The sequence below is a fragment of the Prevotella koreensis genome (assembly GCF_003977605.1).
Taxonomy (GTDB): Bacteria; Bacteroidota; Bacteroidia; order Bacteroidales; family Bacteroidaceae; genus Prevotella; species Prevotella koreensis.
In genome coordinates, this window is the sequence record NZ_RYYU01000001.1 from 999,518 (window position 1) to 1,015,909 (window position 16,392).

Here is a 16,392-nt window from a genome sequence, read left to right on the forward strand (position 1 = left end):
TCTGTACCAACGTTCTGCCTATTAGTTTGAATGTTATATCAACGCACGGTTGTAGAAGTCAACGTTCTCTTTTGTCAATAATTCTATCGGCATGTAGTTGATTGGCTTCACCGATTGCTTAAGTACTATTGCTCGGAACAATGTGTTGACACTACTATATCCTTGCACGTAGGCATGCTGGGCTATCAGGAATGAGATGCTACCCTTTTTCAGACATTCTGCGTTTTTGTCAACCATATCATATCCCATTATTTGCACGTTAGCAAACTCGTTGCGAAGCAGATACTCACCTACGATATGTGCTTTAGAACACATTGTTATACAGTGATGTATGTCAGTATTAGCACTAAAGAAGTCATCCAAGATACTGTCATATTTATGCTTTTCACATTCTATAGGCATCTCCAAATCAACAATCTCCGTAGTAGGGAAATGTTCGTTCATGTAATGTCTGAAACCAACTTCACGGTTTTCCTGTTGCTTACTTGCCACCTTACCGTTCTTTGTCAACTTCATCAGCATAATCTTCTTTTCATCTCTTGCAATGAGCATCAACATGCGTGCTGCGAAATATCCACTATTGAAAGAGTCTTGACCGAAGAAACTAAGTGGCTGTAGGCTTGGCATATAAGAGTCGAGCAATACAAACGGGATGTTAAGTTCGTGAAGAATATCAGTGTATCGTTTTGTAGTATCCATGTCACTCGGTATTACTATAACACCATTCGGATTACTTTCTATAACTCCCTCAAAAGCAGAGGAAAAGGAAACTTCGTCAGAGCGTTCATAGAACATGAACCTAATATCTATATGAAAGTCTCTCCTTGCCTCACAAGCGTCCTTTGCTCCCTCCTCTATCTCCTGCCAATATGCCTCGCTTTCATGCTTCGGCATCAATAAATAGAACGTGTATGACTTATTGTATGCAAGTGCACTTGCATACATATTTGGTCGATAGTTTATTTCTTTCAGCACCTTTTCTACCTTTGCTCTGGCCGATGGTGAAACGTTTGGACGGTTATGAATAATCCTGTCAACAGTACCTACTGATACACCTGCTTTTTCAGCAATGTCTTTAATTCTTATTTTCTGAGACATCTTTTCTCTATCTTAATTGCATTTCGTTTCAAGGACGTTACAATTTACTTTATTAGAATGCTTGTTCTTAATTATTAATGTTCGCGCGCACAAACCATATTATTCATTTGCAAAATTAATAATAAAAACTTAATTGTACGAATGTGTATTGTTTTTTTTGATATTTTCTTATTTTTTTCCTACTATTATTTGCTGAATTGCACATAAAATCTTAATTTTGTACTCGTAAGAAAATAAATAAAGATAAGGAGACTTTAGGTCATATTGCAGAAATATGTAAACAAGAAATTAGTCAAAAGAGACTCGATATGGATAGTTGCAATATTGGGTCTTTTGTGTTTTTCAGCCTGTAAGAAGATTCCGAATAAGGCGGAAGCAGACAGACTGAACAGCATTTCTTATTCTTATCACTACAAGAACATAGACTCCACACTGCATTATGCCAAAGCCGCATTCAACATGTCTGAAGGATATGATGATGGCAAGGCTGAAGCATTAAATAATATAGCATTTGCAAGCATAGCGAAAATGAATTACTCTGATGCCGGCAGACAACTTGACAGCATCGTGGGATTGACAAACAATCATGTTGAACTGCTTATTTCGTACATCCAACACATGCGTCTTTGTCAGCGAGAATCTCACAACAAGGACTTCTATGACTATCAAGAAAAAGCCATAAAAAGCCTCAAGAGGATAAACGAATCTCGCGACATGCTCACCGAAAGACAGCGTAGCCGTATGATATACGCCGAAAGCGAAATGGCTATTGTGACCTCCACATATTATTATTATGTAGGTCTTGAAAGCCGTTCTATGGACACTTTGCTCGGGATTGATGCCAATGGTGAGATACAGAAAGACTCCGCCCAACTAATGAACTATCTCTATCAAATAGGAGCAGGAGGAATAGTAAGCGAAGGAACACAGACTGACATCAATCAAAAGGAGTGGGAATACCTTGTGCGTTGCTATATGCTTGCAATTCAGAGCAGAAGCATATATTGGGAAGCCAACTCACTTCAAGCCATGAGCGAGCATCTTCTCGACAAGAATGCACGCGACAAACTGATAGCCTCAAACCAACAAACGATAAAATATATAAACGTTGACAACATGCCAGACAGCCTGCTTGCAGGCAATCTCGCACAAAGGTCGCTGGCTTTGTTCCAAAGTCTTGGCGATGTATATCAGATAGCCGGAGCGTATCGAACGCTTGCTTCTTGTTTTTGGGGAGTCGGAGATTATCGCTCGGCAATGATTTGTCTGGAAGATGCACTGAACAAAGACATGCGCATAGAACAAGCACCCGACTTGGTTGCAAGTATAAGAGAGCAACTTTCGATAGTATATTCCGCAATGAACGAGAAACCTACCAGCGATTACAACCGGAATATTTATCTTGACCTTCAGGACATGACACGACAGGACAGGCATCTTGAGGCTCGTGCCGAACAACTTGACCGTTCAGCACGACAACTAAATATCATGATTTCCGCAGTGTTAGTAATGATTGTAGTTGTTGTTACCCTTATGTTCTTTTTTTATAACCTGAGAAGAAAAAAACAGAAGAATAATTCACTTGACGACCTGCTCGAACCTTTAGAGCAGTGGCGAAAGGACAACATACTGCTTAACAACGCATTGGATGAACGGCATGAAGAAATAAATGAAACGTATGCAATCAATGTCATACATATAGCGAACAACAAGAAACGCAATCTTGAAAATCGTGCAAAGATATTTCTTGTGAATAGTATAATACCGCTTATCGACAGAATTATTCATGAGGTTGGCAGACTTAAAAATGCAAACGAAAGCAATAAGGTGAGGGCAGAAAGATATAGTTATGTAGCAGAACTCACAGACAAGATAAATGACTATAACAACGTTCTATCACAATGGATTCAACTGCGCCAAGGCGAATTGAATATGCACATTGAGAGTTTCCCTTTGGAAGAGACTTTCAGTGTAGTAAAAAAGAGCAGGATGTCTTTCCAACTGAAAGGTATAAACTTAATCGTAGAGTCTACGACATCAAATGTAAAAGCCGACCGCGTACTCACTCTCTTCATGCTGAACACTCTTGCCGACAATGCTAGGAAGTTTACACAGGAGGGAGGTACTGTAACAATTTCCTCACATTCCACAGACGATTACGTAGAGATTTCGGTCACAGATACGGGAAAGGGAATGTCTGCCGATGAACTGTCCGGAATATTTGACCATAAGGTATATAACGGTCATGGCTTTGGATTAATGAACTGCAAGGGAATAATTGAAAAATACCGCAAGATAAGTCAGATATTCAGTGTATGCAAATTGTCTGCAGAAAGCAAAGAAGGCACAGGCAGTCGTTTCTTTTTCCGTCTGCCTCATGGTGTTGTACGTATAATTATTTCATTGGTATCGGCATTGTCTTCTATTTCGATGTCTGCTGCAAATGTTTCACCTCAGAAACTTGCAGCCGACTATGCAGACAGTGCATATTTCTCTAATGTTGGCAGCAAGTATGAACGAACACTTCAGTTTGCAGACAGCGTTCTGAAATATCTTAATATAAGATACCGGCAAATAAAAAAGAATGGCAATGTTATCATGGTGAAATCGGGCAATCTAAAGGCCGAACCGGCAGAGATTACTTGGTTTCATGACGGCATGGATATCGACTATGATGTGATCCTTGACATACGTAATGAAAGTGCCGTAGCGGCATTGGCAATCCACGACTGGGATCTTTACAGATATAACAATCGGGCATATACCTTGTTGTTCAAAGAAAAATCGGCAGATAAGAACCTTGCGGAATATTGTCGAACAATGCAGACATCAGAGTCTAACAAGATGATTGCCGTGGCATTACTTACATTATTGTTCATTATTATAATAGTTGCATACTATTTCCTTTACTACCGACATCGCATCAATTACGATTATTGCATCGAACAAGTGGGACACATCAACGACATTCTGCTCAGCAAACGAACTGACGAAGAGAAACTTTCACTCATCAGACCGATTTCAACAGATAAATATCCTGAAGCACTTAAAGTAATCGTTGACAAAGTAAAGGAAGCACTTGTATCGTCTGTCGAAAGTTCTAAAGAGAAGAACTACGAGATAGAACTTGCAGAAGATGAGAGCCGACGTGCAGAATTTGAAGGCGATAAACTTCATGTCAGCAATAATGTTCTTGACAATTGTCTCAGTACTCTAAAGCATGAAACGATGTATTATCCTTCCCGTATCAGACAGATTGTGGAAGAGGTAAACAATGACAATACGGCGGAAGAGCCTGCACAACTTCAGGCCATTGATGAACTTGTTTCATACTACAAAGAACTTTACTCCATACTGAGTGCTCAGGCAATGAGGCAAGTGAATGTTGTAAAAAATAAATGCCAATCAGTAGGAATACAGAAAATATTAAAAACTGATGCCTCCGAATACTTTGTAATGGGTGATGAAATGATGCTTAAATATCTCTTTGACATTCTACAAAAGCAAAACAATGGAAACTTTGCCGACATTCGCGTATCGAAAAAAGAAGAAAGGTATGTAGTTGTTGAACTTGAGATGAACAAGTTGGCCTTCCGCGAACTCTTTACACCATCAATGGAAAACATTCCGTTTATGATTTGCAGACAGATAGTAAGAGAAAATAGCGAAAGTACCAATCTACGTGGCTGTGGAATCGTAGCACAACCCTCAGCAAAACAAGGTACATTGGTAACTGTAACACTGGCATCTGCAAACGTAAATACAATAAAGAATAAATAAAAATCACAGAATATGGAAAATTTCAAAGTAATAATAGTCGAAGATGTGCCGCTCGAACTGAAAGGTACAGAGGGAATCTTCCGGAACGATATTCCGGAAGCCGAAATAATAGGAACGGCAGAAAGCGAAGCGACATATTGGCGATTAATAAAGCAACAGAAGCCCGACATGGTTCTGCTCGACCTCGGACTCGGTGGCTCAACAACCGTCGGTGTGGAGATATGTCGCCAGACGAAAGAAATGTATCCGATGATAAAGATTCTGATATTCACAGGTGAGATTCTCAACGAGAAACTATGGGTTGACGTTCTCGATGCCGGATGCGACGGTATATGCCTTAAAAGTGGCGAACTGCTCACCCGAGGCGATGTGGTAAGCGTTATGGCGGGCAAGAAGATGGTGTTCAACCAGCCTATACTCGAAAAGATTATCGAGAGATTCAAGCGTGGGGTAAGCAGTCAACTGATGCGACAGGAAGCACTTGTCAATTATGAGATTGATGAATACGATGAGCGTTTCCTTCGTCATCTGGCTTTGGGATACACAAAGGAACAGATAACCAACCTGCGCGGAATGCCATTCGGGGTGAAAAGTCTTGAGAAGAGACAGAACGAACTCGTGCAAAAACTATTTCCAAACGGCAACTACGGCATAGGTATTAATGCTACGCGCCTTGTTGTACGCGCACTCGAATTAAGAATTATCGACCTTGACAACCTACAGGCAGACGAAGAGTAAGAAGAATGTATATGCGTAGAATATCCTCCATATCTGCTCTGACATGCATGGCAATGCTTTCCGCCAACCTACTGCTTGTTATCCTCTCATGGATTCTCAGTGCCGTAGGAGTTGAATCGGTGCGTTCGCTAATCAGTGGTGAAGGTGTGCGTTGGTTTCTCGGACATTATGTTGACATAATAGGCACACCGGTGCTTGCATGGCTATTGCTTTTGTCTGTTTCATACAGTTCCTTCTATGGAAGCGGTTTATATGAGGTTATGATATATCGGATAAAAGGTAAAAGACTGTTACTGCGTCAACGGCTCGGTTTACGTGTAATATTGATTACCCTGCTCATCTTAACTATCATAATAGCATTGCTTACACTCACGCCACATGCCATACTTCTAAGTCCGGTGGGAAACATCTTCCCCTCATCATTCAGCCACAGTATAATACCTACGATAGCAGGAGCAATAACGCTGATGTCCATTATTTACGGATTGGTGAGCGGGACGATACGAAGCGGACATTCTGCATTCAAATGCCTGTATTGTAAAATACATACCCTCTTACCTATATTCTTAGTATATATTTTCACTGCCCAACTCTTCGCTTGTTTCAACTTCGTATTCTCGATTTTAACCTATTAAAGAGTATAATATAAAAGGTATCAAACTCGGCATAATGTCGGGTTCGATACCTTTTAGAGTAAATTATATGTTTTGGATTAGTCCAAAAGTTATACTGGATTATTTTCTGCAAACAGTTTCATGCGCTCCTCAAGTTGTGCGTATTGGTGGTTTTCTATGAACGAGGTGCATACTCGCAGACCCTCTTGGTGCGAGCCTGTGGTAATCAAGCAAATCGCACTCACACCATAATACATCAACTCGCGCGCCAATGTTCCGCTTGTCATGCCCGGATAACCGATAGTGAAATAGAAACCATCGGCAATTGGTTGGTCGAGATCGCGGTCATATACTATATGAAAATTATACTTACAGAATATTTCTTTCAGTTTGTGTGCACGCTCTCCATAAATCTTTATCTCATCGCGGAAGTTGTAAGTACCGTCACATGCGGCACCGAGCATTGCTGCCATTGCGTGCTGTGCACTATGACTCGTTCCCGATGAGAGGGCATAGAGCATACGCGTAGAGAATACCAAACCGAAAGGCAATCCTTCATATCGTGCCGACAAATCATCGTAATGACGACGGAAGAGTTTATCACTGATACAAGTAACGCCGATACGTTCGCCTGCATAACTGAAAGCCTTTGAGCCACTGATTAGTAGAATATAGTTATCGGTATAATGAGCCACGCTTGGTTGGTATGGTGGTTGGAAAGGACGACTGAGGTCTTGGCGGAAATCCATTGCAAAATATGCAAGGTCTTCCATCACGATTACATCATAACGTGTTACCAGTTCACCGATAATACGCAATTCATCATCATTGAAGCATACCCACGAAGGATTGTTAGGATTGCTATATACAATGGCGCAGATATTGCCTTTTGAAAGGTAACTCTCAAGTTTATCACGGAGTTTGTCACCACGATAGTCATACACATCGAATGTTTCGTATTTCACTCCCTGCACCTGCAGTTGCATCTTCTGCACAGGGAATCCCGGGTCGATGAACAGTACGGTGTCTTTCTTGCGGTCTGCTTGCGAGCATGTAAGGAATGAGGCGAACGTTCCCTGCATACTTCCACATACCGGCACGCAGCCCTCCGGCTTTACGTCAACGTCTATGAAAGCCTTCACAAAACGCGAAGCCTGACGTTTCAGTTCCGGAAATCCTTGAATATCGGGGTAACTACGAGCGATACCTTCCTGCAAAGATTTTATCTGTGCATCCACACCCACCTTTGCAGCAGGCAATCCGGGTATTCCCATTTCCATTTTTATAAACTCTACGCCCGACTCTTTCTCTGCCATCGCAGCCACCTGTTTCACTTCTCGTATTGTTGCTTTGGCAAAATCTTGAATCCCAAGATTGCTTATCAGTCCGTCAACGATTTCTTTCTTTATAGGTGTATTCATTTAACTTACGATTGATATTGATAATTGATAATTGACCATTGACAATAGATAATTGACAGCAGGCAACAGGTTGATATTTCCATTGCCCGCTGTCAATCCTAATTTATTTCTGCTCATTCTTTCCCAATGCCAATGCCTTGATATTCGCATCGACAATGGCTTCGCCTTTACGTCCAAACACTCTACGTATTGCATCCTCAAGTTTTGAGTATTCAATGCCAATAGCTTTCTGTGCGGCACCAAGCAGAATGACATTTGCAGAACGTGGAATATTGTTCTCTTTGGCCATTGTTTCAATGTCAAGCACAATAACATTCTTCATCTTTGCCAAATCGGCATTGATTATCTCCATGTCTGGATAATTGGGAATATTAACAAACGGTGTGCTCGATGTTATAATCCAGCCATTCTTGTTGAGATACGGGAGATAGCGCAATGCTTCCATAGGCTCCATTGAGATGATCACATCAGCACTTCCTTTTGCGATGAGGTCACTGTTGATAGGGTCTGACGAGATACGAAGGTTCGATTGCACGTCACCACCGCGCTGGCTCATGCCATGCACCTCGGCCTGCTTTATATATAGGTTCTCGTTCATGGCTGCCTCGCCTATTATGGTTGCGATAGAGAGAATACCTTGTCCTCCCACACCGCATAATATTATGTCTGTCTTCATTTTTAGATTTACGTTTTACGAATTATACGGTTATTTCTTGTCCGCAGCCTTCTTCTGCTTCATATGTCTCTGCAATGTCTGTACGCACTCACGGCGTGGGATAATTACAGAAGTACCATTGTAGTTTATCTCCTCGCGAATGATGCGCGTTATCTCCGGCATATTCTTAGGCAGAGGCACAACAACATGCAGATGCTCTTCACTTATGCCCAAGCCACGGCATATTGCCTCAAACTTATTCGTTCCCGCAGAATCCTGACCTCCGGTCATACCGGTAGTGAGGTTATCGCTGATAATCACCGTTATATTTGAATTCTCGTTTATAGCATCAAGCAGTCCTGTCATTCCGGAGTGGGTGAATGTTGAGTCACCTATCACGGCAACCGAAGGCCATTGTCCGGCATCAGCCGCACCCTTTGCCATTGTTATGCTGGCACCCATGTCAACACAGGCGTGTATTGCACGGAATGGTGGCAGGAAGCCGAGCGTATAACAACCGATGTCACCGAAGACACGTGCATTGTCGTATTCGCGAAGCACCTCATTAAGAGCGGCATACATATCTCTGTGACCACAACCTTTGCATAATGCAGGCGGACGTGGTGCCACATCTTCACAAGGAGCATAGTTATCGTCCACCTCCATACCGAGAGCCTTTTTCACTATATCCGGGTTCAATTCGCCTGTACGTGGCAACTCGCCCGTAAGACGACCTTTAACCACAGCATTACCATCCATTACGCCACGCAACATCTCTTCGATGAAAGGCTGACCTTCCTCTACAACGAGCACCGACTCACACTCATCGCACATTCTTCTGACAAGTTTCTTAGGCAGCGGATATTGCGAAATCTTAAGAATAGGATAAGGACAACCATCAGGGAAGCACTCGTTTACATAGTTAACACCTATGCCGCTTGCTATGATTCCCATAGATTTATCCGCACCACCCTTTCCTTCTAAATATTTATTATAAGGAGAAGCCACTGCGTCTGCTTCAAGTTCCGCCTGCTGTGCCGTAACGATGTCATTGCGTTTGCGTGCGTTTACAGGCAGCAATACCCAACTGCTTGCCGTTGCGTTATAGTTCTTCTCATTCTCCTTACGCGCTTCCTTAGCAACAGACACCACCGCACGAGAGTGAGCCATGCGTGTAGTAACTCGCATAAGAACCGGAAGATGCTGACGTTCCGAATAGTCGAAAGCCACCGACATCATGTCGTAGGCCTCTTGCTGTGAACTCGGCTCGAATGTAGGAATCATTGCAAACTTACCATAGAAGCGAGAGTCTTGCTCGTCCTGTGATGAGTGCATAGAGGGGTCGTCGGCAACAAGCACAACAACGCCGCCATTCACTCCTGTCATGCCGGAATTGACAAATGGGTCGGCACAAACATTCAAACCTACGTGTTTCATACATACCATTGCTCGCTTACCCATGAACGACATACCCAATGCCGCCTCCATTGCCGTCTTCTCGTTAGTGCTCCAACGGCTGTGTATTCCGCGTTCCTTTGCAATAGCATCACCTTGTATAAACTCGGTGATTTCGGTAGAGGGCGTTCCAGGATAAGCATACACACCGGAAAGTCCTGCATGTATCGCACCCAAGGCAATAGCCTCATCGCCCAACAAAAGTTTCTTTTCTGTCATTTTTTTAAATTTAGTATTAGTTAAGTTAACCGTGTATTATATCTGCATCATCAATTACAGGGAATTTCTTACGGAAAGAGCGAAGCATTTCCATGTCAATCTCTGCCATCTTTGCGCTCTCCTCCCCGCTTCCGCAAACGGCAAGATCCTCACCGTATGGACTTATTATAAGTGAGTTGCCGCAATATTCACAATTTGGGTCACGCCCTACCCTATTCACCCCTGCCACATAACATTGGTTCTCCAATGCTCTTGCGTGCAACAACGTGTCCCAAACCTTTATTCTACTTGTGGGCCATGAGGCAACATAAATTATCATGTCGTAGTCACCGTGATTCCTACTGAAAACAGGAAATCGCAGGTCATAACACACTTGAAGCATTATTCTCACACTCCTCCACTCCACTATCACACGCTCTTCACCTCTCGTATAGTGCAGGTTTTCGCCCGCGTATGAAAAGAGATGCCTCTTGTCGTAGGTCGTTACTTCTCCGTCAGGTTTGACAAAATATAAGCGATTGAAATACCTTTCGCCACTTTTTATTGCCAAACTGCCAGCAATAGCAGCATCTTTCGCTACCGCTTTTCGTCGCATCCATTCGACAGTCTTTCCGTTTTCACTCTCTGCCATTCCTTCAGGGTCGGCAGCAAACCCCGTTGAGAACATCTCCGGAAGGATATAAAGGTCGGCTTCGGGCGCATTATCAATCATGGCATCAGCCCTCCTGACATTGCCCTGACAGTCTCCCCACGCTATATCCATTTGCAGAATAGTTGTTTTCATAGTCTTTCCGATATAGAAAATCCAGTTCGCTTATGATCTTTTTAACCCGGAAAAGTCGAAAGTATTACCTTTACGAGTGCAAAGATGCAAAAAAAAATCGTAAAACAAAAATAAATTAAGAATTATTTTGCTGTTTGCATTCTAATTACTAACTTTGCATCCGATTTTCGAAAATAGTCACTTAATAACATTTGATGAAGAACGACAAGAAAGGTAATCAATACCGAATTAACGAGCAAATACGTGCTCGCGAGGTAAGAATTGTAGGCGACGATGGTTCAACCGTCATGCCAACACGACAAGCATTGGATATGGCACGTCAACAAAATGTTGACCTTGTGGAAATCTCTCCGAACGCCAACCCTCCTGTATGCCGGCTCATCGACTATTCGAAATTCCTCTATCAGCAGAAGAAGCGTGCTAAGGAAATGAAACAAAAGCAGGTGAAGCAGGATATAAAAGAAATCCGTTTCGGACCGCAAACCGATGAGCACGACTACAACTTCAAGTTGAAGCATGCCAAAGAGTTCCTTGAGGATGGCAACAAAGTACGTGCATACGTATTCTTCCGCGGACGCTCAATCTTGTTTAAAGAGCAGGGAGAGGTGCTATTGTTGCGTTTCGCAAACGATCTCGAGGAGTACGGAAAGGTTGAGCAGATGCCAAGCCTTGAAGGAAAGAAGATGTTCCTTTACATCTCACCTAAAAAAGCCGGTGTGGCAAAGAAAAGTCAGCAGAAACGCGACCGCGAACGCGATGAGGCAGACAGCAAAACAGATGCATCGCTTCAGGCAGAGAATCAGATTTCGGAAAAGGGAGGTCTGTTTGCAAACGTAAAAGGCGGTGAAGACATTCTAAGGAAATTGAAGGAAGATAGCGAAGACAAATAAATCAACGGGTGCGCGTAACGTCAGGTATATACGTTACCGCCTCATATAATAAACAATAAATAAAATATAAAAAAATGCCAAAAGTAAAGACAAATTCCGGAGCAAAGAAACGTTTCCGTTTCACCGGTACAGGCAAGGTAAAGCGCAAGCACGCTTATCATAGCCACATTCTTACAAAGAAAACAAAAAAGCAGAAGAGAAATCTTGTTCATTCTGCAATAGTCGACAACAGCAACATGAAGCAGGTACGCGATTTGCTCTGCCTTCGTTAATCATTAATTAGTAAAGGAAAGAAACTATGCCAAGATCAGTAAATCACGTTGCTTCAAGAGCAAAAAGAAAAAGAATTCTGAAACTTACACGCGGCTACTTTGGCGCACGTAAGAACGTTTGGACTGTTGCAAAGAACACTTGGGAGAAAGGTCTCACATACGCATACCGTGACCGCAAGAACAAAAAGCGCACTTTCCGCGCTCTTTGGATTCAGCGTATCAATGCTGCTGCACGCATCGAGGGAATGAGTTATTCACAACTCATGGGTGCGCTTCACAAGGCCGGTATAGAGATCAACCGTAAGGTTCTTGCCGACCTCGCAATGAATAACCCTGAAGCATTCAAGGCTATCGTTGCCAAGGTAAAGTAAACGCACATACGCAATATTAATAAATACCGCCGGACATTTACTTTGTTCGGCGGTATTTTTCGTTATAAAAAACTCACATATTTGCTCATAGCACAACGTTGATATTGTCGATTTTAAGAACGAAACATACCAACAAATCACTTTTCTAAAAGTGACCTCATTCGCAAAATCACTTTTTCAAAAGTTATTTTCCACACAAAAACCACTTTTATAAAAGTTATTTTGTATATTTGCACCATAATTTATAAATAAATAGAACATGGAACAAAAAGATATTTTCCAATTGCTGACAGTCTATCATCGTAGATTGGCAATGACAGATATACGGTTTATACGATTCTTACACGACAAAATAAACTGGAAATCAAGACTAATCGGAATCCGTGGCTCTCGTGGTGCAGGGAAGACTACCTTGCTCTTGCAGCATATCAAAAGAAATTTCAGAAATATAGATGACGCACTCTGGATTTCACTTGATAATATATGGTTCAAGACTAATTCCCTCCCCGAACTTGTTGAATACCTTTATAGTCATGGTTTAAGACACCTCTTTGTTGACGAGGTACACAAATATCCCGATTGGAGCATTGTTATAAAGAACATTTACGACAGTTACCCCGACCTGAATATAGTCTATACCGGCTCGTCAATGCTTGAAATAGACAATTCAAAGTCAGACCTTTCGCGTCGCCAGTCAATATATACTCTGCCTGTAATGTCATTCCGGGAATATCTCGCATTTGCCGGAATTATAGATATTTCACCCATTACATTGGAGGAGTTATTGAACAATCATGTCACCATATCCATGAACTTGACTCCAAAAGTAAAGATGCTCAAGGCATTCAATGAATACTTGGACAATGGATGCTATCCATTTTTCTTAGAATCCGGTGATGACTACTATATGCGACTTGCAGCAATAGCATCTTTGGTCATAGATAGTGACATGCCTGCGGTTGAAAAAGTTTCATACGCAACAGTCGAGAAAACGAAGAAATTGCTGGCAATCATCGCCCAAAATGTTCCGCTTGTGCCCAATATCAGCAAACTGGGACAGGCATTGGAAAGTACTCGTGACAGTTGTTTAAAGATGCTATATACCCTTGACAAGGCTCAAATCATTTCGCTGTTGACTAAAACAGAGAAGAATTACAAGCATTTATCCTCTCCGGAGAAGATATATCTTGGGAACACTAACCTCATGAAAGCCTTAGGAACGAATACTAATATCGGCAACAAGCGTGAGACATTTTTCAACAATCAACTTCATGCAGTGGCAAGAATTACAATGCCGCAGAAGGGCGATTTTCTCGTCAATGGAAAATATCTTTTTGAAGTTGGCGGCTCAGGAAAGAGTTTTGAGCAAATCAAAGACGAGCCAAATAGTTTCCTTGCCGTTGATGATATTGAAACAGGTACAGGCAACAGGATTCCTCTTTGGATGTTCGGACTATTATATTGATTAATCCCCACCGCTTTGAATATACCGACCGGCATATTCAAAGCGGTGATTATTAATTACAAACAGGATTTTTCGATTATATATAAAGTAAGCAAATACCTATGAATTTAACATTTCAAAAATACATAAAGACATCTATTGACCCACTTGCCGAACATCATCCCATACAAACCTTAGAATGAAACGTTTTTCAATTTGGGCTGTTTTGCTGACCAATTTCGCCCAATTTGCTGAGCAAATTGGGCGAAATTGCAGAACAAATTGGGCGATTTTACTTTTTCAAAAGTACTCCAATACTTTACAAACTTTTATAAAACAAATGATTACAAAGCATTTGGCATTACCTCACACCTCTTTCATTGACAACGATATACGGTTACGACGACGATCCACCCCGATTACTTTCACCATAACATGCTGATGAATGTGTACCACATCGTTAGGGTCTTTAACGTAACGGTTGGCAAGTTGTGAGATATGCACAAGTCCGTCATGGTGAACACCGATATCAACAAACGCTCCGAAGTTTGTTATGTTCGTCACAAATCCATGCAGCACCATCCCTTCTACAAGATCGTCAATCTCTTTAACGTTAGGGTCGAAATCGAACTCTTCTATCTGTTTACGAGGGTCGCGCCCCGGTTTCTCCAATTCATTCATTATGTCATTGAGTGTAGGCAGTCCTATACCGTCTCCCACATAACGATTAACATCTATGCTCTCGCGCTTCTCTTTGTTGCTGATAAGTTCGGCAACGGTACATCCACAATCATTTGCCATTCGCTCCACGACGGCATAACTCTCCGGATGCACGGCAGAATCGTCAAGCGGATTCTTTGCATTACGTATGCGAAGGAAACCGGCACACTGTTCGAATGCCGCCGGGCCGAGACGCGGCACTTTCTTCAACTGTTCCCTACCGGTGAACGCGCCATGCTCCCTACGATAGTCAACGATGTTTTTGGCCAATGTTGCCCCCACCCCACTTACATATGTAAGCAGTTGTTGCGATGCTGTATTGAGGTCGATACCTACGGAGTTCACACATAGTTCAACGGTCTGGTCGAGCGAATGTTTTAGTTTCGCTTGATCTACATCGTGCTGATACTGCCCCACACCTATGCTCTTGGGGTCAATCTTTACCAGTTCTGCCAACGGATCCATCAGTCTGCGACCTATAGAAACTGCCCCACGCACGGTCACGTCCTTATCCGGAAATTCATCGCGGGCAAGTTTTGAGGCAGAATAGATGCTTGCACCATCTTCGCTGACAACATATAATCTCACACCGGAATCATCATTCCGTTGAGAAGAAGACGCAGCACTAAGCCCTTCTCCAAAAGACTTTTTTGAGCCTTTTTCTGCAAGTAGGCCTCTTGAGTTTTGCAACACATCTTCCACAAAATGCTTTGTTTCTCGGCTCGCCGTACCGTTTCCTATGGCAATGGCCTCGATATTATAGTCGGAAATCATCTGTTGCAGATGCATAGTTGCCTGCATTCTATGATTCACCGGAGGATGCGGAAATATTGCTTCATGATGAAGCAGGTTGCCCTGTGCGTCAAGGCACACCACCTTACAGCCTGTGCGGAAACCAGGATCGATTCCCATAACACGTTTCTGTCCGAGTGGTGCTGCCAACAACAGTTGTCGTAGATTCTCTGTGAACACCTTTATCGCCTCGTCGTCAGCCTGCTCCTTGCTTGACGTGGCAAACTCTGTCTCAATGGATGGGCACAAAAGTCGTTTATATCCGTCTTTCACCGCCTCACTCACTATCTGCCGACAAGAGCCGTAGCCACGCAGGTAGTGGCGTTCAAGTCTTTCGATGCACTGTTCGTCATTGGTTGTTATACTCACTCTCAATATGCCTTCCGTCTCGCCTCTACGCATAGCAAGCAGACGATGTGAAGAGCAACGGCGCAGAGGTTCTTCGAAATCGAAATAGTCGTAATACTTTGCCGCCTCGTCTGTTTCCTTCTTCTTTGCAACCACTTTAGAACGTATTACGGCATCGCGGCGGAACTGCTGTCTCACCTGCTGTCTCGAGATTTCGTCCTCACTCACCATCTCGGCAATGATGTCCTTGGCTCCTTGCAGTGCTCCCTCAACGTCCTTCACTTCGCCTCTGACAAATCTCTCTGCCACTTTCTGTGGGTTCTGCTCCCTCTGCATCAGCAATATTTCAGCCAAAGGCTCAAGTCCTTGCTCACGCGCCACTTGCGCACGCGTTCTGCGTTTCGGTTTGAAAGGCAGGTATATATCTTCAAGTTCGGTGGGATTCCATGTCGCATCGATACGTTGTTGCAGTTCGTCTGTCATTCTTCCCTGCTCGGTTATTGTCTTAACGATTGTCTCTTTCCGCTTCTGCATCTCTTTTAAACGCTCTCCGAGATCGGAAATCTTGGCTATCTGAATTTCATCAAGTCCTCCGGTACGTTCCTTTCTGTAACGAGAAATGAATGGTATTGTGCAACCATCATCGAGAAGTTTCAACGTGTTCTCAACCCCTTCTTGCGGCAATTGCAATTCCTTTGCTATAATTTGTGCGAATATATTCATTATTCATTGTTATTTTGGGCAAAATTAATCATTTTATTTTGTATTACCGTTAAAATGGAGTAAATTTG

13 protein-coding genes are annotated in these 16,392 nt (G+C 42.7%); 7 read left to right on the top strand and 6 right to left on the bottom strand.

The genetic code is table 11. The features are described from left to right. Window positions 1-33: 33 nt before the first annotated feature. Window positions 34-1,098, bottom strand: coding sequence for a LacI family DNA-binding transcriptional regulator (locus tag EHV08_RS04340; RefSeq protein ID WP_126678244.1), 1,065 nt, complete (start codon window positions 1,096-1,098; stop codon window positions 34-36). Window positions 1,099-1,362: 264 nt separating this feature from the next. Between EHV08_RS04340 and EHV08_RS04345 the strand changes: the two genes are divergently transcribed. From EHV08_RS04345 to EHV08_RS04355, 3 genes are read left to right on the top strand one after another with little or no spacing between them, the layout of a single operon-like run. Further along, a complete protein-coding gene (locus tag EHV08_RS04345) occupies window positions 1,363-4,878 on the top strand; it encodes a sensor histidine kinase (protein ID WP_238988005.1) in 3,516 nt (1,171 codons plus the stop codon). Window positions 4,879-4,890: 12 nt separating this feature from the next. Next, window positions 4,891-5,616 carry a DUF5932 domain-containing protein gene (locus EHV08_RS04350; protein ID WP_126678245.1) on the top strand — a complete coding sequence of 242 codons (726 nt, stop codon included), beginning with the start codon at window positions 4,891-4,893 and terminating at the stop codon, window positions 5,614-5,616. A gap of 11 nt (window positions 5,617-5,627) precedes the next feature. Then, on the top strand, window positions 5,628-6,251 hold the full coding sequence (locus tag EHV08_RS04355) for an AbgT family transporter (protein WP_158676044.1): 624 nt from the start codon (window positions 5,628-5,630) through the stop codon (window positions 6,249-6,251). 89 nt (window positions 6,252-6,340) lie between these two features. Here the strand turns inward: EHV08_RS04355 and EHV08_RS04360 are convergent, their stop codons facing one another. The 4 genes from EHV08_RS04360 to EHV08_RS04375 all read right to left on the bottom strand — a co-directional run bounded on the left by EHV08_RS04360 (window position 6,341) and on the right by EHV08_RS04375 (window position 10,764). Then, window positions 6,341-7,651, bottom strand: coding sequence for an aminotransferase class I/II-fold pyridoxal phosphate-dependent enzyme (locus tag EHV08_RS04360; protein ID WP_126678247.1), 1,311 nt, complete (start codon window positions 7,649-7,651; stop codon window positions 6,341-6,343). A 103-nt stretch (window positions 7,652-7,754) separates the two neighbouring features. Further along, window positions 7,755-8,327 (bottom strand): indolepyruvate oxidoreductase subunit beta, encoded by a 573-nt coding sequence (locus tag EHV08_RS04365; protein WP_126678248.1) that lies wholly within the window; start codon window positions 8,325-8,327, stop codon window positions 7,755-7,757. Between the two features lie 30 nt (window positions 8,328-8,357). Beyond that, a complete protein-coding gene (locus tag EHV08_RS04370; protein WP_126678249.1) occupies window positions 8,358-9,980 on the bottom strand; it encodes a thiamine pyrophosphate-dependent enzyme in 1,623 nt (540 codons plus the stop codon). Window positions 9,981-10,005: 25 nt separating this feature from the next. Then, window positions 10,006-10,764, bottom strand: coding sequence for an amidohydrolase (locus EHV08_RS04375; protein WP_126678250.1), 759 nt, complete (start codon window positions 10,762-10,764; stop codon window positions 10,006-10,008). A 194-nt stretch (window positions 10,765-10,958) separates the two neighbouring features. On the opposite strand from EHV08_RS04375, the gene infC reads away from it, so the two are divergent. The 4 genes from infC (at window position 10,959) to EHV08_RS04395 (ending at window position 13,762) form a co-directional block, all read left to right on the top strand. Continuing rightward, window positions 10,959-11,654: a translation initiation factor IF-3 gene (infC, locus tag EHV08_RS04380; protein ID WP_126678251.1), complete on the top strand. Its 696-nt coding sequence runs from the start codon at window positions 10,959-10,961 to the stop codon at window positions 11,652-11,654. Between the two features lie 74 nt (window positions 11,655-11,728). Continuing rightward, window positions 11,729-11,926, top strand: a complete 198-nt coding sequence (gene rpmI, locus EHV08_RS04385; RefSeq protein ID WP_126678252.1) for a 50S ribosomal protein L35 — start codon at window positions 11,729-11,731, stop codon at window positions 11,924-11,926. A gap of 26 nt (window positions 11,927-11,952) precedes the next feature. Continuing rightward, window positions 11,953-12,297: a 50S ribosomal protein L20 gene (rplT, locus tag EHV08_RS04390; RefSeq protein ID WP_126678253.1), complete on the top strand. Its 345-nt coding sequence runs from the start codon at window positions 11,953-11,955 to the stop codon at window positions 12,295-12,297. 259 nt (window positions 12,298-12,556) lie between these two features. Beyond that, the gene (locus tag EHV08_RS04395) at window positions 12,557-13,762 is read left to right on the top strand and encodes an ATP-binding protein (RefSeq protein WP_126678254.1); all 1,206 of its coding nucleotides are present in this window, start codon (window positions 12,557-12,559) and stop codon (window positions 13,760-13,762) included. A gap of 345 nt (window positions 13,763-14,107) precedes the next feature. On the opposite strand, the gene EHV08_RS04400 is transcribed toward EHV08_RS04395, so the two are convergent. After that, complete coding sequence (locus EHV08_RS04400; RefSeq protein WP_126678255.1) at window positions 14,108-16,324, bottom strand: Tex family protein; 2,217 nt, start codon at window positions 16,322-16,324, stop codon at window positions 14,108-14,110. Window positions 16,325-16,392 lie beyond the last annotated feature (68 nt).